The sequence below is a fragment of the Paenibacillus taichungensis genome, from assembly GCF_047302525.1.
GTDB lineage: Bacteria > Bacillota > Bacilli > Paenibacillales > Paenibacillaceae > Paenibacillus > Paenibacillus taichungensis_B.
This window is the reverse complement of record NZ_CP168020.1, coordinates 4,390,014-4,414,812: the sequence shown is the minus strand read 5'-3', so window position 1 is coordinate 4,414,812 and position 24,799 is coordinate 4,390,014. Positions and strand designations below refer to the sequence as shown.

Below are 24,799 nucleotides of genomic sequence, written 5' to 3'. Positions count from 1 at the left end.
ACGTTTTGATCAAAACAGTTCATGTGAGCCATATCGGACGGGTGCGTTCGGTGAATGAAGATTCAGCCTGGATTCGAAATCTCGATACAGGTTATATTCTGGGTATTGTTGCCGATGGTATGGGCGGACATCTTGCAGGAGATACAGCGAGCCGCCTGGCGGTAGAGACGTTGGTGCAGGATCTGGGAACGCTTGAGCCGGGTCTTTCACATGCGTCTTTGTCAGCCGCATTGAGCGATGCTATTTTGCATGCCAACGAAGTGATCTTCCGTACTGCCTCCTCGGATGATAATTACCATAACATGGGAACCACCGTGGTTGCGGCATTATTGAATGATACGGAAGGCGTTATTGGTCACATCGGTGACAGCAGAGCATACAAAATTGCAAACAAACATGTCATCCAGTTGACCGAGGACCATACATTGGTCAATGAATTGTTCAAAAATGGTCAGATCAGCAAAGAAGATGTCTCTCATCATCCGCGTCGCAATGTGCTGACACGTGCACTTGGGACAGACGCTGAAGTGAAGGTCGATCTGGATACCGTCAAGTTGGAAGAAGGCGAAGTTCTTCTCCTGTGCAGTGATGGGCTTAGTAATCTGGTCAGCAATGAGCAGATCATTCAGGTCGCAGGTAATCTGGAACTGGCATTGGAAGATCGGGCTGATCGCTTGCTTCAGCTAGCTTTGCTTGCTGGAGGAGATGATAATATCACGGTGGCATTATTCGAACTGCAAAAGGAAGGTTCCGTGATATCGGAAACGGGGTGTGAGTCATGATTGGGCACCAGCTAGGCGGACGCTATGAAGTGATCGAACGTGTCGGCGGTGGCGGCATGGCTCTTGTGTATAAGGCCCAGGATCTGTTGCTCAACCGGAACGTTGCCATCAAAGTGTTACGGCAGCAATTTGTGCATGACGAAGAGTTTATTCGCCGTTTCCGCAGAGAAGCACAATCAGCAGCTTCGCTGTCACATCCTAACGTAGTTAGTGTTTATGATGTAGGACAGGAAGATGAAGTTCATTATATTGTCATGGAGTATGTTGAAGGCAAAAACCTGAATGAAATTATTAAAGAACGGGCGCCTCTGCAGGTGGACGAGGCCGTTCGAATCGCCTCCCAGATTGCAGATGCTCTCGATCATGCACATCATAATCAGATCATTCATCGGGATATCAAACCCCATAATATATTGATTGGTCGTAATGGCCGTGTGAAAGTAACGGATTTCGGGATTGCCCGTGCGGTTACGTCCACAACGATTACACAGACCGGCTCGGTGGTCGGTTCCGTACATTACTTCTCCCCTGAGCATGCCAAAGGCATCGTGACTGGCGAGAAGTCGGACTTATATTCTCTTGGTATTGTACTCTATCAAATGCTGACTGGGCAGCTTCCGTTCCTGGGAGAGAGTCCAATTAGCGTTGCTTTGAAGCATTTGCAGGAAGAGTTTGATGAACCGCGCAAATTCAATCCGCTTATCCCGCAAAGCGTGGAGAACGTTATTCTGAAATCCATGCGCAAAAACCCGCAGGAGCGTTATCAATCCGCTAAAGAAATGCAGACGGATCTGGAAACCTGCCTGATGCCGGAAAGACGTAATGAATCGAAGATTGATTTTCCGGATGAGGATGATATCGATCAGACCCGTGTTATGCCGGCGATTAAGCCGGAGCCACGTGGAGTTACATCCACAGGTGCTATACCCGTGATGGAGTCTGACGAAGATAACAACAAGGGCAAACCAAAAACAAAGAACTGGAAGAAGCCAGCGCTGCTGATCTCGTTGACAGTGCTTATTCTTATCGCCATGGTTGGAGTTGTGTGGTACGTGAAAGGCATGCTTGTTGTGCCTGATGTGAAGGTGCCCAATGTTGTGAGTCAGACCGAAGAAAAGGCACGTCAAATGTTGCAGGACAACGGGCTTGTTGTCAGTGATAATGTCATCCGGGAGTACAAGGAAGGCGTTGATCCGGGCATTGTGTTCGATCAGAGCAGGAATGAAGGCGATATCGTCAAAGAAGGCTCTGAGGTCCAGCTGAGTGTTGGGGCGGAAAAAGCACTGTCGAAGATGATTGATCTCAAAGATCTTTCATACGATGAGGCGGTCAAACAACTCACCGGACTGGATATCAAAGAGGATCAGATTCAGCGTAAAGAAGAGTTCTCGAATGATAAATCTGCGGGGACGGTTCTATCCCAAACTCCTGGGGTGAATGTAGAATACGATCCGGCAGAGGTTCAGATTGTTCTGACAGTGAGCAAAGGCTCCGAAACAATAAAAATGCCGGACTTGAAAAACCGTACTCGAAGTGAGGCGGAGAGTATGCTCAAATCCGCCGGGCTAATCCTTGCTCAGGTTCAGGAAGAGTCGAGTTACACCGTAGATAAAGGCAAAGTGACACAGCAATGGCCTGTGGAAGCCGGTACAGACGTGAATCCGGGTGATAAAATTACCATTTTCATTAGTACAGGATATCCGCCAGAGGCATTGAACTACGCCTATAACATTAACGTTTCGCCAAAAGAAGAAGGAAAGAGCAGCAAAATTCGAATTACTTTCGAGGATGCTCGTGGCAAAAGTCAGGAATGGGGAACCCGGACAATCAAGTCTGCCCAAATGCTGACGATTCCGCTTATTCTGGCTCCAAACGTCGATGGTGTTGTCTCTGTTTACCGGGATGGACAATTCCTGGATACGTATCTGGTGTCCTACAGTGATGCCAAAAATGGAACGGTAGTTGTGCCTACCATTGAGCCCGAGAAGGGTGCAGAGCCGCCTCCAACAACGGAGGAGCCTGAACAAGGCGGTGGTGGTGATGAAGGCACCGTGGATACACAACAGGAAGGTGAACCGGATACACCTGTTGAGGGTGAAGGGGAAAATGGCGAGGCAGATACTTCTGCGATGAAGAACGGAAATGGTCTCGCCAAGGGAAAAGATAAGAAAAAGGAAGTCGTTAACGCATCAAGCCGTCCATAAGGGCGGCTTATTGCCGACGTTCAAGGTAAATGTACTGTAAATTAAAGGAGGGCGACGGAGCTATGCCAGAAGGTATCATCGTTAAAGCGCTAAGCGGTTACTATTATGTCATGCCACTGGAAGACAGCGGGGTGCCTTCGGTTGAAGGCTCCGCCGTTCAATGCCGGGCCAGAGGCATCTTCAGAAAACGGGGTACCTCACCGCTTGTGGGTGACCGAGTCGGCTATATGCTGACAGAGAACGGGGAAGGAACAGTAGATGAGATTCGAAAACGTGAGACGGAGTTAATTCGTCCACCTGTTGCCAATGTAAGTCTGGCTGTTCTGTTATTTTCCGTTAAGGAACCGGACATGAATCTCAATCTGTTAGACAAATTCCTGGTACATATCGAACAAGCCGGACTGGATGCACTGATTGTGCTCACGAAGCAGGACCTGGCTGATCCAGAAAACGATGCCCGGGATACAGTGGCTGAAGTAAAGGCTTTGTACGAGCAAATTGGATATGAAGTTATCTCTACCAGTTCACGAACTGGTGAAGGTAATGAACTGCTCAAGGAGCGTCTTGCCGGCAAGATTAGCGTATTCTCCGGGCAATCCGGTGTGGGTAAATCTTCGATGCTGAATGCCTTGATGCCAGGTCTGACCCTGGAGACCAGTGCAATCAGCATGCGCCTTGGCCGAGGGAAACACACCACCAGGCACGTGGAGCTCATACCGCTGGATAATGGTGGCTTTGTCGCCGATACGCCGGGATTCAGCCAACTGGACTTTCTGGAGATTGGTGTGGAGGAACTATCCACTTGTTTCCGGGAGTTCGCTCAATATGCGGATCAGTGTAAGTTCCGAGGCTGTACCCATACGCACGAACCAGGTTGCCGGGTGCTTGCAGCCAAGGCGGAGGGAATGATCTCCGAAAGCCGTTATAAGCATTACGAACAATTCCTTACAGAAATGAAAGACAAAAAGCGGAGGTATTAATATGATTAAAATTGCCCCATCTATTTTATCTGCGGATTTTGCCCGTCTCGGCGCGGAAGTGGCGGAAGCCCAAGCTGCTGGCGGAGACTGGATTCATGTTGATGTCATGGACGGTCATTTCGTCCCTAATATTACGCTTGGACCTGCGATTGTAAAAGCGATCGCTCCACATACAAGCTTGCCACTTGATGTGCATTTGATGATTGAGAACCCAGAACGTTATGTGGAGGAATTTGCGAAAGCTGGCGCGGCTGTTATTACGGTTCATGCCGAGGCTTGTGTGCATCTGCACCGGGTTATTCATCTGATCAAGGAACAGGGAGTTAAGGCAGGGGTTGCTCTTAATCCGGGAACTCCCGCGAGTGCTATTCAGGAAGTGCTGGACGATGTGGATATGGTGCTTGTCATGACCGTAAATCCCGGTTTTGGTGGACAGGCTTTCATCTCTGGCACGATGAACAAAATCAAGCAAATTCGTAGCTGGTTGAACGAAAAAGGACGTCATGACGTGCATATTGAAGTGGATGGCGGTATTGCTGCCGACACGGCTCCGCTTGTGGTTGAAGCTGGAGCGGATGTGCTCGTTGCGGGAAGTGCTGTATTTGGACGTGAAGATCGCGCTGCCGCGATTGCCGAAATTCGCAGTAGTTACGGAGGCTGAGCATGAGCCTCAAGGAAACGCTGTGGACAATGGCTGCGAGTCTCGTTACGGGACTGGTGCTTGCTTTGTTTGCGGTTATTCAATCCCCATACAATGCGATTACGTCATTGATCGGGGTTGGTGTTGTCATTATGTACTTCCGCAAATTTGACCGTACAGGACTTCGGGTTACTTTTGTGATATTCAGCATACTGTATTACTTATTGAGTGTATTCATGATCGCTGTCTATCAATATATTCCTACCCAAACCTAAATGACCTGATAACCAGGCTCGTCATTGTGGAATAGGGACAAAGGGTTCCGCATAAATATGGTTACATGAGCAGGTTTCTCATGTAGCCTTTTTTGTCGTGTTTAAGGCAAGGAAGGCCTGGAGCATAGGATACGGCGGATGCATGAGCATGATGGGGAGGGTGAAGTATGAAATTTTACACATTCAAACTGCCGAAGTTTTTGGGAGGGTTTGTAAAGGCGATTCTTAATACGTTTCAAAAGAACTGACATGATTAAAAGGTTCCATTGGCGAATACCGCCGCTTTGGCTACAGGATCATCTGGAATTCGGACCTGCGAAGCGCCATGCGGCGGCCATTCACATGCTGATGTGTGTATTCATGATTTTATTTCTGAATACCAAAAAAGCACCTGCAAGGAACAAGGTGCTTTTTGCTTACCCGATTTATAGTAGCTTTGCGTGATTATACGCGAGTCACTTTACCGGCTTTCAGTGCACGGGTGCTTACGTATACACGTTTTGGTTTACCGTTCACGAGAATGCGGACCTTCTGAACGTTTACGCCCCAAGAACGACGGTTACGGTTGTTAGCGTGGGATACGTGGTTACCGGTGCCCGGTTTCTTACCTGTCACATAACATTTGCGAGACATAGATTACACCTCCTATCCTAAAATAACCAGTTGCCCTAAGGAGACACGAATGTCATTCCAGACGGGCTAAATTGTTCTTCCTGACCGCTGTGGTCAGGTTCCAGTAGCTAATGGCGTTGTTCAAGCCGGCATAGCCGGATTATTTCCATTACTAAACCTGCATAAAACAATACTTGAATATAATATCATATTGAAAAAAGCTTCGTCAACTGATCCAAAAACTTTATTTATTTCTCCTGTCTAATATAGTACAATGTTGAATAGTCCATAATACAGTGGTGAACAGGCTGTTGCCGCGGGGAAGCCGGAGAAAAAACCGGCCTTAAAGGTCGGTGGTCTGCTTTTTTGGCAACGCTGTGAGCTGCGGCATTCCATCATTGGCACCAGTCTCCATGCGGCATTCATGCCGGCTCTTGATACCGGTGCATATCCGTATGCCCCGAATTAGGGGTTACAGAGCAATTGCAGGATATCGGTTGCCCGGCCGCCCAGACCGTTAATCCGGCTGACATTATGTATTATATGCCTGTGCCGGACAAGGTATGGACGAAGAATAACGCGATAAGCGTTTGCGCATGAACAGACCAGATAACATCTTGGTGCAAGATGTTCGTGTATCAAGCTAGGAAGGGGAATTCTCACTTGAGTATACGTTCTTTAAATGGAACAGATTTCACCGCAATGGTACTTGCCGGAGCGGAACAACTTGGACAGCATGCAGAGCACGTCAATTCCCTGAATGTTTTCCCTGTGCCGGATGGCGACACGGGAACGAACATGAATTTGACAATGAGTGCAGGAGTCGCAGAGATTAAACGCAAGAGTTCTGCCTCCATCGGAGAAGCTGCCGGTATTTTATCAAAAGGCCTGCTTATGGGCGCACGGGGGAATTCCGGAGTAATATTATCGCAATTGTTCCGCGGATTCAGTCGTTCAGCTGCTCCTTATGAGGAACTGAATACACTCCAGTTCGCCGCAGCCCTGCAGAACGGTGTGGACGCAGCTTATAAAGCCGTAGTGAAACCCGTTGAAGGGACCATTCTTACCGTAGCCAAGGAAGCGGCGAAACATGCCAGCTACTACGCAAGACGGACGAATGATATAACTGAATTAATGAATGAAGTATTGTTAAAAGCAAAAGAAGCACTGGCAATGACTCCGGAATTGCTGCCTGTATTGAAACAGGTCGGTGTTGTGGATTCAGGCGGTCAGGGGCTTGTATATATTTACGAAGGCTTTATGGACGTTCTGTTGCAAACGGACGGGGCAAGTCGTACATCCTTCCAGAGAGACGTACAACCAACCGTAGCGGCATCTGCATTGAAACCGGCTGCACCGTCAGAAGTGGTTTCTGCGAAGCCTGCACAGCAGGTAATCGTGCCGGAGATGCCAATGTCTGCCCAAGCGCGATTGGAAACGGAAGATATTGAGTTTCTATATGACATGGAGTTCTTTATTAACCGCGAGCTTGGAGAGAACGCAGGTGTTGCATTTGATGATGAAGCATTCCGGAAAGCGTTGTCAGTTAACGGGGATTCCATCATTATAATTGCTGATGATGAAGTAATTAAGGTTCACGTGCATTCCAAGACACCTGGGGATGTATTAAACCTGGCTCTCCGTTATGGAGAAATTACACAAATTCACATTCTGAATATGCGTGAGCAGCATCGTGATCTGCTGACTGCAGGCATGGACATTGCACCTTCGCCTGAGCTGTTCGCAGAGATTCCGCCTGAAGCGGTGCGTAGCGTGGAAAAAGCTGTGCTCCCAGCAGATGAGATGGCACCATATGGTTTTATCGCGGTATCTTCCGGTGACGGTATTGCGGAGATTTTCCAGAGTCTCGGCGTGGATGTTGTTCTGTCTGGTGGACAGACGATGAATCCGAGCACGGAAGATTTTGTGAAAGCGGTGCGTTCGATCGCGGCAGAACAGGTATTTATTTTGCCGAACAACTCCAATATTGTACTTGCTGCCGAACAGGCTCGGGAGCTGCTTGAAGATGAGCGTCGAATTATTGTGATTCCGAGCAAGACGATCCCTCAGGGCATGGCAGCGGCTTTTGCTTTCCAGGAGGATGAGTCTGCGGAAACTAATCGTGACCATATGCTTGAAGCGATTAGTCGGGTACAGTCCGGTCAAGTGACTCATGCGGTCAGAGATACACAATATGATGAGCTTGATATCAAAGCGGGACACTACATCGGTATCCACAACTCCAAGATCGTAGCAACGGACGAAAGCATGCTGCACGCATGTGAAGGCCTGCTGCAACAGATGATGGAGAGCGGAGATGAAGTGGTGACCATCCTTGAAGGGGACGAGGCTACCCCTGAGATTACCGCTGCGCTTGTCGCATGGCTTGAAGAACAATATCCTGATGCTGAGGTAGAGGTGCATCTTGGAGGACAGCCGGTTTATTATTATTTGTTCTCTGTAGAGTCCTGAAGCACTTAAGCAAAGAGGAGGGGATCTCATGAGCCACAAGGTTGCGATCGTAACCGATAGCACGGCAGATATACCGGAAGAACTGATCCGTAAATACGGGATTCATGTTGTTCCACTACGTGTTTTGTTCGGGGAAGAAGCTTATGCAGACGGCGTTGATCTGACTTCGGAACAGTTCTATGCAAAATTGGAGAAAGTATCTGTGCTGCCTACAACCTCACAGCCTTCTCCTACCGACTTTATGAGTATCTATAACACACTGTTGGATGAGGACCCGGAACGGTCCATTGTATCGATTCATTTGTCTTCCGGCATGAGTGGTACCTATCAATCGGCACTGCTCGGCAAATCGTTGCTGGAACGCGAGGGTGATATAACGGTACTGGATTCGAAGTCTGCATCCTATGGATATGGTTTATTGGTCGTACAGGCTGCCGAGCTTGCCGAACAAGGCAAATCCGCTGCGGAGATCGCTGCGGCTGTAGCAGCCATGCAGCAGAGCCGCAAGCTGTTCTTTCTCGTAGATACATTGGAGTATTTGCAGAAAGGCGGTCGGATTGGCAAGGCTGCGGCCATTTTGGGGACACTGCTGAATATCAAACCGATCTTGTCCATTGATGAGGAAGGCGTTATTTACGCAGTGGAGAAAGTCAGAGGTCACAAAAAAGCCATGGCACGCATTATTGAGCTGTTTCAGCAGGATCTGGCGGGTCAACGTGTTAATCTCGCGGTAGGTCATACCGCAGACCCCGGATCAGCGATCGCTTGTGCAGAGCAATTACGCGGGCATTTTACACTGAATGAAGTGGTATATACCAATATTGGGGCCGTCGTTGGCAGCCATGTTGGGCCTGGCGTAATTGCCATCTTTATGTGGCCTGTTCCGGAATGAGGGATTAGACATGAAATGGGAAGAAATATCGGTTAAACAAATTAGCGGCGTGAGTGCTCTCAAAGAGGGAGAGCTTCACGCCTTTGGCATCTCTACTGTAAAAGACCTGCTTGAATACTATCCGTTCCGTTACGAGGATTATCGCCTGCGTTCGCTTAGCGAAGTGAAGGATGGGGATAAAATCACTGTACAGGGTAAAGTGATGGGTATCCCGGTTTTGCAGCGTTATGGCAAAAAGTCACGCCTCACCTGTAAGGTGATGACGGAAGAATGGATGATTTCAGCTACCTGGTTCAATCGGCATTTTCTGAAGGAGCAGCTTACGCCCAACCGGGAGATTGTCATTACGGGGAAATGGGAACAGAAACGTATGCAGATGACCGTAACGGATTCGGAATTCCCGGATAAAGGGGAAGGACGATCGGGCACGCTGCAGCCTGTGTATTCGGTAACCGGTAAGCTTACGCAGTCCTGGATGCGCAAAACGATTAATCAGGGGTTAGTCCAATTCGGGGAAATGATCCCCGAAATTCTGCCTCAGTCACTAATGAAGAAATATGGATTCATGCCTCGCAAACAGGCGATTGCCGGGATTCATCGTCCGCAGGATAACCGGGAAGGCCAGCAGGCCAGACAGCGGATGGTGTATGAGGAACTATTTTTGTTTCAACTCAAGATGCAGGCTTATCGAGCATTGAATCGGGATCGCATGGATGGTGTAGTGCACACAACGGATAATACGACGATTCGGGAGTTTGTTCGCAGTTTGCCATTTGAACTGACGGATGCACAGAAGAAAGTAGAGCTTGAAATTCTGCATGATATGCGTTCACCGTATTCGATGAATCGGTTGCTGCAGGGAGATGTGGGCTCAGGTAAAACGGTTATTGCGGCGATTGCCCTGTATACGACAGTTCGTTCCGGTTTTCAGGGTGCTCTGATGGTCCCTACGGAGATTCTGGCAGAACAGCATATGCGATCACTGCAAAAGCTGTTTGAACCTTTTGGCGTAACTGTGGGGCTGTTAACGGGCAGTGTGAATGGACGCAAGCGCAAAGATCTGATTGCATCCTTGCAGATGGGCATGATCGATATCGTCGTGGGTACACACGCTCTGATACAGGAGGATGTATTTTTCCGCGATCTGGGTCTTGTCGTTACGGATGAACAGCATCGCTTCGGTGTAAATCAGCGCAGCATTTTGCGGCGTAAAGGGTACAACCCGGACGTGTTAACGATGACGGCGACACCCATTCCACGAACACTAGCCATTACGGCTTTTGGTGATATTGAAGTATCCACCATCTCGGAACGTCCAAAGGGACGAATTCCAATCTCGACGTACTGGGTCAAGCATGACATGATGGACCGAGTACTTGGATTTATTTCGCGAGAAGTGGACCAGAGACGCCAAGCTTATCTGATCTGCCCGCTCATTGAAGAGTCGGAGAAGCTGGATGTACAGAATGCAATTGACCTGCATATCCAGATGCAGCAGAACTTTCCGAAGTACCGTGTAGGTCTGCTGCATGGACGGATGACGGCTGGCGAGAAGGAAGAGATGATGCGTGACTTTTACAGCAACGATATTCAGCTTCTGGTCTCTACAACGGTTGTGGAGGTCGGGGTCGATGTACCTAACGCAACGCTGATGGTCATTATGGATGCGGACCGGTTCGGTCTGTCGCAACTGCATCAGCTTCGTGGCCGGGTTGGTCGAGGCGCTCATGCATCCTATTGTGTGCTGATTGCTGACCCCAAGACGGAGGTTGGGCAGGAGCGTATGAAGGTCATGACGGAAACCGAAGATGGGTTCGAAGTATCCCGTCGAGATCTGGATCTGCGGGGACCGGGAGATTTCTTTGGCACCAAGCAAAGTGGATTACCCGAGTTCCGTCTTGCCGACATGGTTGCGGATTTTGCCATATTGGAGCAGGCGCGAGATGACGTCTCCAGCCTTATTGCGGAAGCGAGTTTCTGGACGTCTGTCGACTACGCCCCTTTACGTGACTTTTTACAGCAGCAGCAAGTATTCCAGGGTGATTTGATCGATTGATTGGGGCTGTGGATGTGTGGTTTTCCACATTTTCCGTGGGAAAATGTCAAGTGTACAGGCCCTCCTGTCATATGAATAAGAAGTGAGTTCATTATTCAGGAGGTGCTGTACGTTTTGGGTTACCAACAATATGGAATCAGTCCGCAGCTGGTGGAGCGGATCAAAACGAAGATGAAAAATCCCGCTGTCAAAGAGCGTATCAAAAAGTTGATAGATGGGGTCACCAAGTCCGATTTGCAGGATAAGGCCAAGGTGAGAAGGCTGGTCAAGTCGTCGTCGGTCATTTTGAATGAGAATTTTTCTGCGGCTCAGGAGGAACAATTCGTTGCTTTTGTTCTCGCGCAGAAGATCGATCCGAACAATACGTTTCATTTGATTAAGCTGTGGGGCATGTTTAGGTAGGGATTCAATGTCTGTTGGGTGGTATAAAATGAAACAGTTTCATTTACACGGGGCACTACGATGACAGAACAACCTTCCGAGCGCTGTTATCCCCGGATTTTTTTGAATTCCCTTTATCAAAGGGTAAAATCCGGGGATAAAGGCGCACGCTTCGCTTCTTCAGGTTTTTTCTGTCCTCTCCGTTACTGTGTAACTGGGAGTTCACTTTATAAAAAACCAAATTACATCGAATGTGTATGAAGTAATTTTAGTGGATGGGGCGGTCCATAAGTCAGGAAGATGACTTATGGACCGCCCTTTTAGTTGTTTGAGTCAAGAAAAAGTGGGATTTAATCTATATTTTCAATACCCCACTCACCTTTTTCGTTTTTAGTAAAGAAGTAGGTAATGCCTTGATTCTCAATACTCCCGTCTGAGGACTTTCTTACAAAGCGCACGCCTACTCTAATTTGTTCTGGATGATCGAGTTTTTCTAAAAGGTCCAACTCATAGAACATGAATTGGTCGGCTGTGTTTTTGTAATAAAAGCCTTCTCTGATGGATTCCAAAGACTGTTTATTCAGATTCTGTTTAAACTTTTCTTCGTTGTTCTCTACAACCGCTTCGAGATTGTTACTTAACTTGGAGATAATCTTTTCGTCAAAGAAGCTGCTTTTATATTTGTCGAAATTAATATTGACGCCTTTCTTAAATTCGGCCGCTGTGATGTCCTTAATTTCTTCAATCTCTGCTGGCCCAATCAGACTTTCAATGTTTGTTGGTGTAATGTTGGTTGAAGGGGCTTTGCTTGTTGTATTGCTTGGTTTTTCGCTATTAGAAAGGGTGTTATAGTCGTCTGATTTTCCGCATGCAGAAAGAAGTAAGGCTCCAATTAAACATAGAGATAAAATACCACAAGAGAGATTTTTCATTAAAGAAGTTCCTCCTTGGAATACGAGTTAAACGAAGCATGTTGATTATAAGGCAGTTCTAATAGGAGAGAACTCTTGATAAGTTCATTATAATTTCGCAAGTATAGCTAAACAGAAAATTAGTCTCATCACTCTTTATTCTTAACAAAAAAAGGGCTCGTAGCTATTAATGATGCAATAAATACTAAAATTAAAATGGTATTAGACGGTACTGTTTCGTATATGTAGTTTTCAACAACTAGTACGAGGATCGAAATACTTAAAATCACTCTCAGCACATGAGCAGACGAGCGCTTGGGGTTTTTGGTACGTTTCGAGATAAAGTAAATGATGTACCACAAACCACTAAAAAGCAGGAGTGATCCTATCAGTAGCATTACAAACATTTAAATACACCTTTCTTAAATAAATTACGTTGAACCAATTAGCATAATGTTCCAAATAATTATAACACAGTGGATTTCTGGAAGTGGAGTTTTATGTAGATCAACAGTGAGCACAGCTATTCGCTGCATCCTTGTGCATCTCATTTTCACAGGATTGACTTTGCTTTCCTCCTGATGGAGCGGTAAACTGTTGCATACGAGCAATACATGGATTTCAAGGTGAGAGAAGCGCTGCTGCGATAATGGGCGTTTATTTTTGACGGATGTGGAGGAAGTAAGTTGACGGAGATGTTTACGATGCTGCTGGGTTTGTTTGAACGGGCGGCACTGCTGATTATATTTTTATTCTTTCTGTCGAGGATACCGCGGTTTAGACAGATTTTGCAAAAGGGAAAATTGAGATGGCAGGAGTACATTGCGGTTACGTTGTTATTCTGTGCATTTGCCATCTTTGGTACCTATACCGGTATTAATGTAGAAGGATCGCTGGTGAATGTGCGCATTATTGCGATCATGTCTGGTGGTATTCTGTTTGGAGCGCCTGTGGGGATCATTACCGGGATTGTGTCCGGGGTGCATCGGTACTTGATTGATATGGATGGGGTCACGGCGATCCCGTGCCTGATCACGAGTATCCTTGCAGGTCTGGTCTCCGGGTATATACATAAGTATACGCCTAAGTCGAAGCGCTGGATGATCGGTATTGCGGCCGGAATGATCTGTGAGGCGCTTACGATGCTGCTTATCCTGCTGTATTCCTATCCCGATCCACTGGGGGCCGACATTGTCTCGAAGATTGCGCTGCCGATGATATTAGGTGAGGTGAATATTGGGCTAATCGTACTGCTGGTGCAGAGTGTGGAAGGGGAAAAGGAAATGATTGCAGCTCGTCAGGCGAAGCTGGCGCTGGAGATTGCCAACAAGACCTTGCCATACTTCCGTTCCATTGATGAGGATTCCTTGCGGAAGATCTGCCGGATTATTCAGGAGGATATTCAGGCTGATGCGGTTGCGATTACGGATACCCGAAATGTACTGGCTTATGTGGGATTTGGTGAGGAACGATATCACATCGGTAATGAAATTATTAGTGAGATGACGAAGAAGACGATCTCTAGCGGAGAGATTACGATCAGCAATGATGTAATTGACGAAAAAACGCCAGATATCCACTCCCTGCTCATCATTCCGCTCAAAGAGCTAGGCGAAGTGACGGGTGCCTTGAAAATCTATTACCGAAAAGCGTACAAGATTACGTATCCGTTGCAAACGATGGCTGTGGGCCTGTCCCAGATTATTTCAACTCAGATGGAAGTATCTCGTGTGGAGGAGATCAAGGCTGCGGCCAATAAGGCGGAGCTGCGTGCATTGCAGACCACGATTCATCCTCATTTTCTATTCAACGCGCTAAACGCCATTGCTTCATCCATTCGTACCAAGCCGGATCGGGCGCGTGAGCTGATTGTGAATCTGTCTGGATATATGCGCTATAACCTGGAGCTGTCGGATGAGCTTATTGATATTCACAAGGAGTTGGAGCAGGTCCGTAATTATGTGGAAATCGAGAAGGCGCGCTTCGGTAGCAGGCTTAACGTCATCTATGATATTGATGAGGTGGCTGTGCATATTCCAAGTCTGGTCATCCAGCCGCTTGTGGAAAATGCCATTATCCACGGTATTCTCAAGGTGAAAGGACCCGGGACGGTACGGATTCGGGTACAGGACTATCCTGACTTTGTGCGAATTGGGGTCAGTGACACAGGAGCAGGCATTGGAGCCGACATTATTGAGCGTGTATACCATGACCGGATGCCTGCCAACCAGATCGGGTTGTACAACGTGCATCGTCGGGTGAAGCTCATTTATGGACAAGGGTTAACGATTACACGGCTGGAGCAAGGAACCGATATTTTATTTGATGTACCCAAAGGAGATGTAGTGACAAAGGTGATGAACGGTTAATGAGAGCTCTTATTGTTGAAGATGAAATTCCGGCAAGTGAGGAACTGAATTACTTGATACAGGAACATAGCCAAATTGAAGTGGTAGAATGTCTGGAAGATGGACTGGATGTGCTGAAGTTTCTGCAGGAGCAGGAAGTCGATGTTATTTTTCTGGATATAAATATCCCTTCGCTGGATGGCATGATGCTGGCACATCATATTGGGAAGTTTGCGAGCAAGCCATATATCGTATTCACAACGGCGTACAAGGAACATGCCGCTGAAGCGTTTGAGCTGGAGGCGTTTGACTATATTCTGAAGCCCTATGATGAGAAACGAATTGCCACGATGCTGAATAAACTCGAAACGGCATTCAGACGGGATCATGAGCAGGAGAAACGTGAACATGGCAGCGATGATGGACAGGTTCACAATACGGCTCAAGCAAACGATGAATGGTCTGCATCAAATATGCAGGCGCGGGAATCCAATGCCCAGACGGGACGACGCATCAATCTGCTGCGCAATGACAATATTATTGTTACGGATACGGCAGATATCTACTATGCGGAAGCGCAAGAGAAAGTGACGAAGGTATATACCAAAAATGGTGAGTTCACCATGCCAGTGAGCATATCGGATTTTCACAGCCGTCTGCCGCAGGACACGTTCTTTCGCTGCCACCGTTCGTACGTCGTAAATCTGTCGCAAATCCGTGAAATAGTGCCCTGGTTTAACAATACGTACCTGCTTCGTTTGCGTGATCTGGAGGCTGAAGTACCCGTTAGCCGGGGTAAAGTCAAAGAATTCAGGCAGCTCATGCGCATCTAGAGGCATTTCATTCCGTATCTGATGCAACTCATGCTCAAATCGGTGTAATGAATCCCCTTTCATGTATGATTAGCTTGTGAACGCATTCATATATATGACATCGGCAAAGGGGAGATCACGATGAAAGCAGCTATTTCATCCGCACCTAATTCAGCATCTACAACTATGAAAATGAACCGCTGGCTTATTGTACTGGGAACCATCATTGTACAAATGGGTCTCGGAACCATCTACACCTGGAGTTTATTTAATCAACCGTTGTCTGATCGTTTCGGATGGGACGTCAGCTCGGTCGCGATAACTTTTTCGATTACCAGCTTTGCTTTGGCATTTGCCACACTATTTGCAGGCCGACTGCAAGAACGATGGGGACTTCGTCGCCTGATTCGGGTAGCCGGAGTTGTGCTTGGTCTGGGACTCGTGCTCAGTTCTCAAGTGAGTTCGTTGACACTGCTCTACATCCTGGCCGGATTTGTGGTTGGATTCGCGGATGGTACGGCGTACATTACTTCCCTGTCCAACCTGATCAAGTGGTTCCCTGAGCGAAAAGGTCTGATCTCAGGTATTTCGGTTGGGGCCTTTGGTACAGGCAGTCTGTTGTTCAAATACGTGAACTCGGCATTAATCGGTGCCGTTGGTCCTGCTCAAGCCTTTATGTACTGGGGCATTATTGTGTTGGTATTGATTGTGGGCGGCTCGTTCCTGATCCGTGAAGCGGTTGTTCGTGAACAAGCTCCAGCAAGCAGCATTGAAGGTGCGAAGCAACAAGAAACACGTCATGATTATACGGTCAAAGAAATGCTGCGTACGAAAGAAGCGTATATGCTGTTCGTTATTTTCTTCACGGCATGTATGAGTGGATTGTATCTGATTGGTATTGTGAAAGACATCGGTGTGCAGCTGGCAGGACTTAACGTGGCTACGGCTGCCAATGCGGTGGCGATGGTTGCCATCTTTAACACCGCTGGACGTATCATTCTGGGGGCGCTGTCGGATAAAGTAGGACGGATGAAAGTTATTGCCGGAGCACTGCTGGTTACGGCTGTTGCCGTAATGACGCTGAGCCTGGTACCGCTGAGCTTTGGCATCTTCTTCGCCTGTGTAGCCGCTATCGCATTCTGTTTCGGTGGCAATATCACGGTCTTCCCGGCGATTGTAGCAGATTACTTTGGACTGAAAAATCAGAGCAAAAACTACGGCGTCATCTATCAGGGATTTGGATTTGGTGCCTTAGCTGGATCGTTTATCAGCGCCCTGCTGGGCGGATTCCATCTTACCTTTATTGTGATCGCTGTACTGTGTGCCATCTCGCTCTTGCTTGCGTTGATTATTACGCCTCCGGGTCAAGGACGTCGTACACGTCAACGTGAACAGCAGATGAATCTTAACCCTTCATCCCGGGCAAGCTGATCGTAGTCGGGACGAAGTTCTATTTTATAAAAAGCAAGCTGGGCGGTCTCCTACGGAGGCCGCTTTTTTGGTACCAGCTCGATCGGAGAAGAATGAGACTTCTGTACATGAAGCGGTTGTGTGCAATGCATACTTGGCTTCTGGTATACTCTAGGTGAATTAAAAAGAGCAAGTCCTTGTTAGCCATTTGGAGGAGGTATGTTCGTCATGAATTTCTTGAAATATGCACCATCTGATTTTGCTGATTATTATGCTCTTGTGTCTAATATTGAAGTCATGCAGCAGATTACCGAACGTGCTCTGCCTGAGCATGAAGCTACAGCGGAATTTGAATCCATGATGAATTATAATCTCGGCAACAATTGTGGCTATTATCGGATATCTGGTGAAGATGGGGTAGGAATGGCCTACGCCAAACTGATCCCGGATGAATCCGATCCGTCCCGAGCGGAAGTGGGTTACATGATTCTGCCGGAGCATTGGGGGAGAGGACACGGAACTTCCATCGCAGCTCGGCTGATTATTCAGGCACAGGCTGCGGGAATTGCTGTACTCTATGCGGTTATCGATCCGTCCAATGCGGCATCCCGTCGAATATTGCTCAGACAGAACTTTGTATCCACATGGGTTGGGGACTATCATGGGTTACCCGGTGAGATTCTGGAGCTGAATCTTCAGGTGAAGCGATAAGGGATCAGGCTCGCGGGTAATACATACTATACCGGGCATTTTGCATCACTTCGATTGGAACTTATCGTTCGGATGCGTGCGAAATGCTCATACAGAGATTTGGAGGAGATGGAGATGAGCAATGCTGCAATGGAGCGTCTGAACCAGTTGTTACCGGAATGGCTGGAGACCAGCCGTCTGCACACTGGACAGGGGAAAGTCGCTTCTTATATTCCCGAGTTGTTCAAGGCCTCACAGGACGAACTGGGTATACATATCATGAACGCCGAAGGCAATCAGGTGTCAGCCGGAGATTGTGGTGTCCCGTTTACGATGCAAAGTATCTCCAAGGTATTTACACTCATTCTGGCCCTGATGGATCATGGGGAGGAAGCGGTCTTTTTTAATGTAGGAAAAGAACCTACCGGGGATGATTATGACTCCATGATCAAGCTCGAACTGGTCGAACCGGGCATTCCGTTTAATCCATTGATCAATGCGGGCGCAATTACGGTATCGTCCCTGATTGCCGGAGATTGTAAAGAGGAGAAGTCACGGCGCATTTTGGAATTTTTCCGCAAGCTGGCGAATAATGATCGGCTGGACCATAACGAGGCGGTATATCGGTCTGAATCGGAAACAGGCCATCTGAACCGCTCGCTTGGTTATTTTCTGAAGCACAATGGTGTGCTCAAGGATGACGTCGAAGATGTGCTTGCCGTCTATTTCCGTCATTGCTCCATAGAGGTGACTTGTGCGGACCTGGCCCGTATGGCACTGGTGCTTGCTTATGACGGGACAGATCCCATCACTGGGAATGAGCTTATTCCTCGTCGTTATGTACAGATCGCCAAAACGTTCATGACTACCTGCGGTATGTATAATGCATCAGGCGAATTTGCGATTCAGGTCGGGCTGCCTGCCAAGAGTGGAGTATCGGGTGGAATTCTGACCCTGGTTCCAGGCCAGTTTGGCATCGGTCTTGTAGGTCCGGCTCTGAATCGGAAAGGAAACAGCATTGCAGGCGTACATCTGCTTGAGCGTCTTTCCAAGGAATTTGACTGGAGTTTGTTCTAACGAAGTCATCCCCTTACCCTCCTGAGTAGCCGATGAATCACCAATTCGTCCTTTTGCTTCTTTGGAACGAATTGGTCCGGTATGAATGTGGCTTGTCGGCTGCTTCAGTCTGGTTCAGAACTGTAGGAAAACGGTCCTGCATAGCAAAGGCCATGCTTCATCTATTCCGGTATACCCGCAACGCTGGGGTGAATTCGGGATGCACCTTTTCTATCACGTCCATTCGCCTCGGGGACAAAATACGATGAATCGGAAAATAAGCTGCTCCGTAAGATATGGTTCATATTGACGAGTCAAATGCCCGGGAAAGTAAGATTGTCTGACGGCTGGGTCTTTGGCTCGCATCATTCATTCGCCAGTACCACATCCGTAATGAGATTCATCTGAATGTCCCGGGTCCCACTCTCCATCAGCAGCTTAAGGGTACGGGCAGGGGAGTCTAGTCGAAGCACCTGTCCGGTAAAGCGGATATCGTCATGTTCATGGAACAGGGTGATGGTGACTGCATCCCCAAGCACCATCGAGTTACTGAGCAAACGGGACATTTCTTCTGCTGCCTGGGCATCCAGGGATGGACGGGTACGGGGAGCGAGCTGCTCCTGATGAATGATATAGGCTTCCCGGTGTTCGGGAAGCATCATGCGCGACGACTCAAAAATCCCGTTTTGCTGCAATTTTTTACTCATTTATAGTGACCCCCAATTTTATGAGAACGGTCCTGTGCCTGCGCGGACGAGCAGAGCGAGGAGGCCCGCATGATCGCGGTTTCTCCGAACTTGCGCTTGATGTCATCCGTGGCACGTTCCAGTTCTCTTTTGCGTTCACGGTCATCGAACCAGGACAGCTGTACTTCGGAATCGGGTACGAGTCCGGTCAATGACACGCTGATGCGGCGAATGGGTAATCCGTCCCAATGGCGCAGAAACAGAGCTGCTGCCGCATCGTATACTTCATCAGTGATGTTGGTAGGTTCATTCACCTTCATCTGGCGGGAGAAGCCGGTTGGACGATCGTAATCCTGCCCCCGACATCCTACAGAGACGACATTACCCATGAGCGATTTGTCCCGGGAACGCCGGCTGACCAGCTCCGCCAGTTCGAGCAGCACCACCTTGATGTCTGCCCACGATTCATAGTCCCGAGGCAATGTCATCTGATGTCCAATGCCCTGCTGCTGGTGAGCATATGTCCCGGGTTTTACCGGGGAATCATCGATCCCGCGGGCAATACGCCACAGTACCTCACCATTTACACCCCAACGCTCTCTCAGCCGGGACAATGGAGTCTGGGCTAGATCACCGATCGTATGAATCCCCATCTTATAGAGATGCTGCCCCATCCGGGAACCGACCATAAACATGTCTCGAACAGGCTCTTTCCACAACGTTTTCTGCATGTCCTTGCGGGGCAGTGTATAGATGCCTCCTGGGACTTTTTTGGCATACAGATCACAGGCCATCTTGCTGACAACCTTGGTGTCGCTGATGCCGACGCGGATATAGACGCCAGTCTCTTCCATGACCCTGTCCTGAATGCTACGGGCAATCGTTTCAGGACTGCCGAACAGGTCCAAACTTCCGGTGACATCCAGAAACTGTTCGTCAATGCTATACGGTTCAACCAGATCGGTATAGGACTGAAGGATACGGGTAATGTGTAGGGAAACACGAATATATTCGGCCATCCGGGGACGAATGACGACAACATCGGGGCATTTGGCAAGAGCCTCACCCAGCCGTTCTGCTGTAGTAATTCCATAGGACTTGGCGAGTGGGCAGGCTGCCAGAATAATGCCTGAACGGCGTGCAGGATCTCCCGCAACAACAAGCGGACGGTCTCTGTATTCGGGGTGTGCAGACTTCTCCACACTGGCATAAAATGACTGGCAATCGGCCAGCATAATGACACGTCCGTCTTTGCGGGGCATAGTACTTCTCTCCTTTTATTCATGATTCGGCTGCTTCTGTACAGCGATGGGGTTCATTCAGCCAACGTTATTTTACAGTTTATTTACAGTATGGAACAAGTGTTCCTGTTTTATAAGCATATCCGACAATGTCAGATGCGGCAACCGGAATTATTTTGCAATTTGGACACAATTATTGAACGGACCTAATAGAGTCAAAATTTAGGAAATAAGATGTATTTTTTTACATTTCATGTAAGGAATCCGTGACTTCCGGGTGATGACCGAGTGTTCATTCGGCTTTATGTAAAAGTTATATAAATGGGCACAGTCCTATAGGGGGGGACTGATGTCCTTTTTTCATTTTCTGCACTTTTCAGAAAACCTTGATAGGGCGCGGGTTTTCAAGGATACGTTATCGGACTATAGTATCAATTTTGTAATCTTTATGGTTAATACTGTAAAAATGTCCGCAACTTTAAAATATCATTAGCGTTTAATGGGGTAAGCGTTCAAGCGGAAACAGATCTCGCAATCCGCGTTGCATATAACAATAACGGGTAGAGATGTGCAGGCTGGAAGAACCTCAAACGGACGGTTAAAGTAGCATATATTCGTGTCCATCGAACATAAGAGCAAGAAGGACTCCTGGATGCTAGTTGATGGCGCATTTTACGAATTATGGGCAGAATGTTGCAGTTCATGTTTGCTTCCATCAGCCTAGTTACAAATGCAGAGGCTTAGAGCTATAGTGAGAACTACACCGCTGACATCTCTACCCAAAGCGGACATCCGATGCGGGATTTCCCGCAGACCTTCATGTTGTTTAAGATCCGCAGGTGAAGCAGGATGCATACTAGAGAGGTGAGCAATCAAGAGCCATGAGCAGACGAAGACGAAGACGCTGGTTGCTAACGATGCTGACAGGAGCGGCCGTAGTGACGGGCGGAATATTTGCCGGCTGGCATTATATGCAACCCCAACTCGTTACGTACACAGCGGATAATGGCACGGAGATGAAATTCAAGACCGATGGAGACCGGTTCATGGAATATGGACCTGATGGCACATGGCGGGAGATGTTCGTGAAAGGTGTGAACCTGGGCGCCACATCACCAGGACATTACCCGGGTGAATTTCCGTTGACCGAAGAGGATTACTTGAAGTGGTTCCAGCAGATTGAGGATCTGGGGGCCAATGTCATCCGGGTGTACACGGTACATGAGCCGATTTTTTACACCACATTGGTTGAGTATAACCGTGGCCGGGAGCAACCGTTATATTTTATACAGGGCATATGGTCGCCGGAAGAAGAGTTGATCGAGAAGCAGGATGCCTATGCTGACCATATTGAGCAGACGTTCAAGCAGGAGATTGAAAAGGCGGTATCGGCTGTATATGGGGATGCGGACATTCCCGATAAACCGGGAGAGTCAAGCGGCAAATACAAGACGAATGCCGGGAAGTACCTGATGGCATGGCATGTGGGTACCGAGTGGGACCCTTCGATGGTGAACAACACGAATGAGAGCCATCCCGATGTGCCGCAGTACAAAGGCGTTCATTTTTCCGGGACGCAGGATGCATCACCGTTCGAGAATTGGCTGGCAGAGCTGCTGGACTATACCGCCGTGTTGGAGAAGAAATACGGGTGGGAGCATCCAATGACCTTCACCAACTGGGTAACAACCGATGTGTTGGATCATCCGGGCGAGCCGCTGTTCGAAGAGGATTTGGTCAGTGTGGATGCGCGTCATATTCAACCGGAAGGGTGGCAGGGCGGATATTTTGCAGCGTACCATGTGTATCCTTATTACCCGGACTTGTTCCATACGGACCAGACACTCCAGACGATCAAGGATGAGAACGGCGAGTACAACACGTACAAAAGTTATCTGCGCAAGCTCAAAGCCGAGTTTTCCGATATGCCTGTAATGATTACAGAGTATGGTGTACCGTCTTCGCTTGGGATCTCCCATTTGGGTATGGGAGGTCGGGATCAGGGCGGACATAACGAGGCCGAGCAGGGCGAGATCGACGCATCGCTGACCCAGGATATTTATGATGAAGGGTATGCGGGAGCGATTTTGTTCATGTGGCAGGATGAGTGGTTCAAGAAAACCTGGAACACGATGCCGTTGGAAATTCCAGCTGATCGGCGGTCCTATTGGCTGAATGTGCTGACAAATGAGAAGATGTTCGGTCTGCTCGCCATGGACCCCGGTAAGCAGGAACAGCTAACCATCGACGGGAAACTGGATGACTGGAATGCGCTGAAGAAGGAAGAGGTCACCGTCTGGCAAGGCAAGGTGGATGGCATCAAGGAAATGAAGATGACCCATGATGAAGCCTACCTGTACATTGGCATGACGTTGGATCAACCTTTTGACCCGGACCAGACCTTGCTGCGCATCGGCACGGATACGCTGGATGGTGGTAATCAGCCGGGCACGAGACTTCCAAATCGAACGCTCAGTGATGGGCTCGAAACGGTGATTACACTGGGGCAGGATGATGAATCACAAGTGGAGATCGCCAAAGACTATGACTTTAACCAGCGCCTCTATGGCAAGGAAGGTTACGGGATGCTGCCCGAGGAGCAAGAGAATGCGGCAGATCCATTCCATCCATGGAATCTGGCTGTCAGCCTGCGGATGACCCCACCGGATACCCGGTCCGCCCAACCGTTCATGAATGAGAAGGTCGGTACATTGAAGCGGGGAACGACAGCTCCAGGTCAGTCTGAGACCGATTCGTTAACTGCCTGGCAATATAACGGTAATCAGGTTGAGATGCGTATTCCATGGATGCTGCTTGGATTTGGTGACCCAAGTTCACTGCAGGCGATCAAGTATGGAGCGCTGAAAGGTGGACGGGAATTCGAAACTGTCGCAGTCAAGGGTGTCACCCTGGTTCCTTGGCTAATGGATCGTTCTACTGGAAATATCTCTTGGCCTGGTGGTGAACAGAAGACACTGGATGTGAAGACATTGCCTATGTACAGCTGGCAGCCCTGGGAGCAGGTACAGTACAGTGAACGACTGAAACTGAGCTACGAGGAAATGAAGAAACGGTATGAACAAATTCCAAGTTTTCAGACCGAATAAATGAGTATAAAGGAGGACCTTTTCACATGTTTCCGAATTTGGCTTTGGCTTATCTATTTCTATACATCTGTACGGCGCTCGTCGCTGTGGGTGTAATCCTGCTGTTTGCCATGAAAATGTCCCACAACGGCAAACGGCGCAAGATTGAGTTTTATAAGTTAAAGCAGCGTGATTACTTTACGTATCTGCAGACGGCACTGACCGAGGACAGTCCCCTGAGATTGCCACCTGGGAAGCTGGCCCCACTTGAGCGTCGGGTTATCCAGAGCAAGCTTATTGAATGGATTGATCAGTTCAAGGGGGAGTATCGCAACAAATTGATTGTACTCTGCCGTGAAGCCGGATTTGTAGAGCATGATCTGAAGGAACTGAGTCGTATTCGTTACGGACGCCAGATTGATGCGGCTTATCGATTAGGCGGCATGCGTTGTCCAGAGGCCGTTCCAGGCTTGATGGAATTGCTTAAGGATGAGAAGCCTGGCCCGATGGCGATCATGATTGGTCGTTCGATCGCAAGATGCACCACCCGTCAGGGTGAACTGAAAGACATGCTCGCGCTGCTGTTAACCAAAGGAAAATCGATTCATCATCTGGCAGCAGATATTTTGCTCGAAACCAGTCTGGATACAAGCAGAATTCTGATTGAATTGCTGGAAGATCGCAATCCTGACTTTGTCAAAGTGGGATTGGTTGCGATGTGGGGACAGGCTGTGCCAGAAGTGATGCCTGCACTCGACAGACTCGTTGGCGCAGAACACCAGGGTGTACGGGCAGAAGCGGTGAAGCTGTATCTTAGCGCAAGTCCGGCACTTAAGGACGAGACCATTCTGAAGCTCATGCAGGATTCGGACCCGGAGGTGCGTGCCGAAGTGGTGCAGGCGCTCGGTTCGAAACATGCGGCAGGCAGCATTCCACTGCTGCGCAAAGCGCTGCGTGATGAAGATTGGGGAGTACGCTATAACAGTGCGGAGAGCCTGGGCAAGCTGGGTGAACCGGGATTTGAGGCCTTGTGTCAGGCCGCTGTGGAGGGCACAGGTGCTGAACGGGAAATTGCAATGCAGCAGATTGAGAGTACGATGCAGCACTCAGGAACAGACCACAAAGCCGTTGACCAGATGATTGCACATAACAAAAAAAGGCTGCTGTATGATCGGTACTTCGGTCCCGTACGTGGGAACCGGACAACAAGCAAGAAACGTACAGGTGTGGCTGCGGTAGGAGGGGATTACACTGCTTAGAGATCT

21 protein-coding genes are annotated in these 24,799 nt (G+C 48.5%); 17 read left to right on the top strand and 4 right to left on the bottom strand.

What is annotated here, in order from left to right; all coding sequences use genetic code 11:
- Nucleotides 1-5 precede the first annotated feature (5 nt).
- From ACDJ58_RS19715 to spoVM, 6 genes are all read left to right on the top strand, one after another.
- Nucleotides 6-782 carry a Stp1/IreP family PP2C-type Ser/Thr phosphatase gene (locus ACDJ58_RS19715; protein ID WP_413372526.1) on the top strand — a complete coding sequence of 259 codons (777 nt, stop codon included), beginning with the start codon at nucleotides 6-8 and terminating at the stop codon, nucleotides 780-782.
- Nucleotides 779-2,986: a Stk1 family PASTA domain-containing Ser/Thr kinase gene (gene pknB, locus ACDJ58_RS19710; protein ID WP_413372525.1), complete on the top strand. Its 2,208-nt coding sequence runs from the start codon at nucleotides 779-781 to the stop codon at nucleotides 2,984-2,986. The genes ACDJ58_RS19715 and pknB overlap by 4 nt, the downstream gene beginning before the upstream one ends.
- 62 nt (nucleotides 2,987-3,048) lie before the next feature.
- Nucleotides 3,049-3,966, top strand: a complete 918-nt coding sequence (gene rsgA / locus ACDJ58_RS19705; protein ID WP_053784309.1) for a ribosome small subunit-dependent GTPase A — start codon at nucleotides 3,049-3,051, stop codon at nucleotides 3,964-3,966.
- Nucleotide 3,967: 1 nt separating this feature from the next.
- A complete protein-coding gene (gene rpe / locus ACDJ58_RS19700; protein ID WP_053784310.1) occupies nucleotides 3,968-4,627 on the top strand; it encodes a ribulose-phosphate 3-epimerase in 660 nt (219 codons plus the stop codon).
- 2 nt (nucleotides 4,628-4,629) lie between these two features.
- Entirely contained in the window at nucleotides 4,630-4,881 is a 252-nt protein-coding gene (locus ACDJ58_RS19695) for a hypothetical protein (protein ID WP_053784311.1), read from the top strand.
- Nucleotides 4,882-5,048: 167 nt separating this feature from the next.
- Nucleotides 5,049-5,129 carry a stage V sporulation protein SpoVM gene (spoVM, locus tag ACDJ58_RS19690; protein ID WP_019424875.1) on the top strand — a complete coding sequence of 27 codons (81 nt, stop codon included), beginning with the start codon at nucleotides 5,049-5,051 and terminating at the stop codon, nucleotides 5,127-5,129.
- 196 nt (nucleotides 5,130-5,325) lie between these two features.
- On the opposite strand, the gene rpmB is transcribed toward spoVM, so the two are convergent.
- A complete protein-coding gene (rpmB, locus tag ACDJ58_RS19685) occupies nucleotides 5,326-5,514 on the bottom strand; it encodes a 50S ribosomal protein L28 (protein WP_024631107.1) in 189 nt (62 codons plus the stop codon).
- A gap of 642 nt (nucleotides 5,515-6,156) precedes the next feature.
- On the opposite strand from rpmB, the gene ACDJ58_RS19680 reads away from it, so the two are divergent.
- The 4 genes from ACDJ58_RS19680 (at nucleotide 6,157) to ACDJ58_RS19665 (ending at nucleotide 11,315) form a co-directional block, all read left to right on the top strand.
- Entirely contained in the window at nucleotides 6,157-7,965 is a 1,809-nt protein-coding gene (locus tag ACDJ58_RS19680; RefSeq protein ID WP_413372523.1) for a DAK2 domain-containing protein, read from the top strand.
- 28 nt (nucleotides 7,966-7,993) lie between these two features.
- Nucleotides 7,994-8,857, top strand: coding sequence for a DegV family protein (locus ACDJ58_RS19675; protein WP_413372522.1), 864 nt, complete (start codon nucleotides 7,994-7,996; stop codon nucleotides 8,855-8,857).
- Between the two features lie 10 nt (nucleotides 8,858-8,867).
- Nucleotides 8,868-10,913, top strand: coding sequence for an ATP-dependent DNA helicase RecG (gene recG / locus ACDJ58_RS19670; RefSeq protein ID WP_413372520.1), 2,046 nt, complete (start codon nucleotides 8,868-8,870; stop codon nucleotides 10,911-10,913).
- Nucleotides 10,914-11,027: 114 nt separating this feature from the next.
- Entirely contained in the window at nucleotides 11,028-11,315 is a 288-nt protein-coding gene (locus ACDJ58_RS19665) for a stage VI sporulation protein F (RefSeq protein WP_413372519.1), read from the top strand.
- A 329-nt stretch (nucleotides 11,316-11,644) separates the two neighbouring features.
- Here ACDJ58_RS19665 and ACDJ58_RS19660 read toward each other — a convergent pair whose 3' ends face one another.
- Entirely contained in the window at nucleotides 11,645-12,226 is a 582-nt protein-coding gene (locus ACDJ58_RS19660; RefSeq protein ID WP_413372517.1) for a hypothetical protein, read from the bottom strand.
- A 683-nt stretch (nucleotides 12,227-12,909) separates the two neighbouring features.
- Between ACDJ58_RS19660 and ACDJ58_RS19655 the strand changes: the two genes are divergently transcribed.
- The 5 genes from ACDJ58_RS19655 (at nucleotide 12,910) to glsA (ending at nucleotide 18,542) form a co-directional block, all read left to right on the top strand.
- The gene (locus ACDJ58_RS19655; RefSeq protein ID WP_413379746.1) at nucleotides 12,910-14,574 is read left to right on the top strand and encodes a LytS/YhcK type 5TM receptor domain-containing protein; all 1,665 of its coding nucleotides are present in this window, start codon (nucleotides 12,910-12,912) and stop codon (nucleotides 14,572-14,574) included.
- A complete protein-coding gene (locus ACDJ58_RS19650) occupies nucleotides 14,574-15,386 on the top strand; it encodes a LytR/AlgR family response regulator transcription factor (protein ID WP_413372516.1) in 813 nt (270 codons plus the stop codon). The genes ACDJ58_RS19655 and ACDJ58_RS19650 overlap by 1 nt, the downstream gene beginning before the upstream one ends.
- Before the next feature lie 120 nt (nucleotides 15,387-15,506).
- Nucleotides 15,507-16,796 (top strand): OFA family MFS transporter, encoded by a 1,290-nt coding sequence (locus ACDJ58_RS19645; RefSeq protein ID WP_413372514.1) that lies wholly within the window; start codon nucleotides 15,507-15,509, stop codon nucleotides 16,794-16,796.
- A 207-nt stretch (nucleotides 16,797-17,003) separates the two neighbouring features.
- Entirely contained in the window at nucleotides 17,004-17,486 is a 483-nt protein-coding gene (locus tag ACDJ58_RS19640) for a GNAT family N-acetyltransferase (protein ID WP_413372512.1), read from the top strand.
- A 114-nt stretch (nucleotides 17,487-17,600) separates the two neighbouring features.
- Complete coding sequence (gene glsA, locus ACDJ58_RS19635; RefSeq protein WP_413372510.1) at nucleotides 17,601-18,542, top strand: glutaminase A; 942 nt, start codon at nucleotides 17,601-17,603, stop codon at nucleotides 18,540-18,542.
- A gap of 344 nt (nucleotides 18,543-18,886) precedes the next feature.
- Here glsA and ACDJ58_RS19630 read toward each other — a convergent pair whose 3' ends face one another.
- Complete coding sequence (locus tag ACDJ58_RS19630) at nucleotides 18,887-19,228, bottom strand: YolD-like family protein (protein ID WP_024631096.1); 342 nt, start codon at nucleotides 19,226-19,228, stop codon at nucleotides 18,887-18,889.
- Nucleotides 19,225-20,469, bottom strand: coding sequence for a DNA polymerase IV (locus tag ACDJ58_RS19625; RefSeq protein WP_413372507.1), 1,245 nt, complete (start codon nucleotides 20,467-20,469; stop codon nucleotides 19,225-19,227). Before ACDJ58_RS19625 ends, ACDJ58_RS19630 begins: the two co-directional genes overlap by 4 nt.
- A gap of 860 nt (nucleotides 20,470-21,329) precedes the next feature.
- Between ACDJ58_RS19625 and ACDJ58_RS19620 the strand changes: the two genes are divergently transcribed.
- Both ACDJ58_RS19620 and ACDJ58_RS19615 read left to right on the top strand, forming a co-directional pair.
- Nucleotides 21,330-23,555, top strand: a complete 2,226-nt coding sequence (locus tag ACDJ58_RS19620) for a hypothetical protein (protein WP_413372505.1) — start codon at nucleotides 21,330-21,332, stop codon at nucleotides 23,553-23,555.
- A gap of 26 nt (nucleotides 23,556-23,581) precedes the next feature.
- On the top strand, nucleotides 23,582-24,793 hold the full coding sequence (locus ACDJ58_RS19615; protein WP_413372503.1) for a HEAT repeat domain-containing protein: 1,212 nt from the start codon (nucleotides 23,582-23,584) through the stop codon (nucleotides 24,791-24,793).
- The last annotated feature ends 6 nt before the right edge of the window (nucleotides 24,794-24,799 follow it).

Coding starts and splice junctions, on each gene's coding strand:
- ACDJ58_RS19640 (WP_413372512.1), top strand. CDS start 17,004: ATGAATTTCTTGAAATATGCACCATCTGATTTTGCTGATTATTATGCT.
- recG (WP_413372520.1), top strand. CDS start 8,868: ATGAAATGGGAAGAAATATCGGTTAAACAAATTAGCGGCGTGAGTGCT.
- ACDJ58_RS19625 (WP_413372507.1), bottom strand. CDS start 20,469: ATGCCCCGCAAAGACGGACGTGTCATTATGCTGGCCGATTGCCAGTCA.
- ACDJ58_RS19650 (WP_413372516.1), top strand. CDS start 14,574: ATGAGAGCTCTTATTGTTGAAGATGAAATTCCGGCAAGTGAGGAACTG.
- ACDJ58_RS19630 (WP_024631096.1), bottom strand. CDS start 19,228: ATGAGTAAAAAATTGCAGCAAAACGGGATTTTTGAGTCGTCGCGCATG.
- rpe (WP_053784310.1), top strand. CDS start 3,968: ATGATTAAAATTGCCCCATCTATTTTATCTGCGGATTTTGCCCGTCTC.
- glsA (WP_413372510.1), top strand. CDS start 17,601: ATGAGCAATGCTGCAATGGAGCGTCTGAACCAGTTGTTACCGGAATGG.
- rsgA (WP_053784309.1), top strand. CDS start 3,049: ATGCCAGAAGGTATCATCGTTAAAGCGCTAAGCGGTTACTATTATGTC.
- ACDJ58_RS19655 (WP_413379746.1), top strand. CDS start 12,910: ATGCTGCTGGGTTTGTTTGAACGGGCGGCACTGCTGATTATATTTTTA.
- ACDJ58_RS19675 (WP_413372522.1), top strand. CDS start 7,994: ATGAGCCACAAGGTTGCGATCGTAACCGATAGCACGGCAGATATACCG.
- ACDJ58_RS19615 (WP_413372503.1), top strand. CDS start 23,582: ATGTTTCCGAATTTGGCTTTGGCTTATCTATTTCTATACATCTGTACG.
- pknB (WP_413372525.1), top strand. CDS start 779: ATGATTGGGCACCAGCTAGGCGGACGCTATGAAGTGATCGAACGTGTC.
- ACDJ58_RS19645 (WP_413372514.1), top strand. CDS start 15,507: ATGAAAGCAGCTATTTCATCCGCACCTAATTCAGCATCTACAACTATG.
- rpmB (WP_024631107.1), bottom strand. CDS start 5,514: ATGTCTCGCAAATGTTATGTGACAGGTAAGAAACCGGGCACCGGTAAC.
- spoVM (WP_019424875.1), top strand. CDS start 5,049: ATGAAATTTTACACATTCAAACTGCCGAAGTTTTTGGGAGGGTTTGTA.
- ACDJ58_RS19620 (WP_413372505.1), top strand. CDS start 21,330: ATGAGCAGACGAAGACGAAGACGCTGGTTGCTAACGATGCTGACAGGA.
- ACDJ58_RS19695 (WP_053784311.1), top strand. CDS start 4,630: ATGAGCCTCAAGGAAACGCTGTGGACAATGGCTGCGAGTCTCGTTACG.
- ACDJ58_RS19660 (WP_413372517.1), bottom strand. CDS start 12,226: ATGAAAAATCTCTCTTGTGGTATTTTATCTCTATGTTTAATTGGAGCC.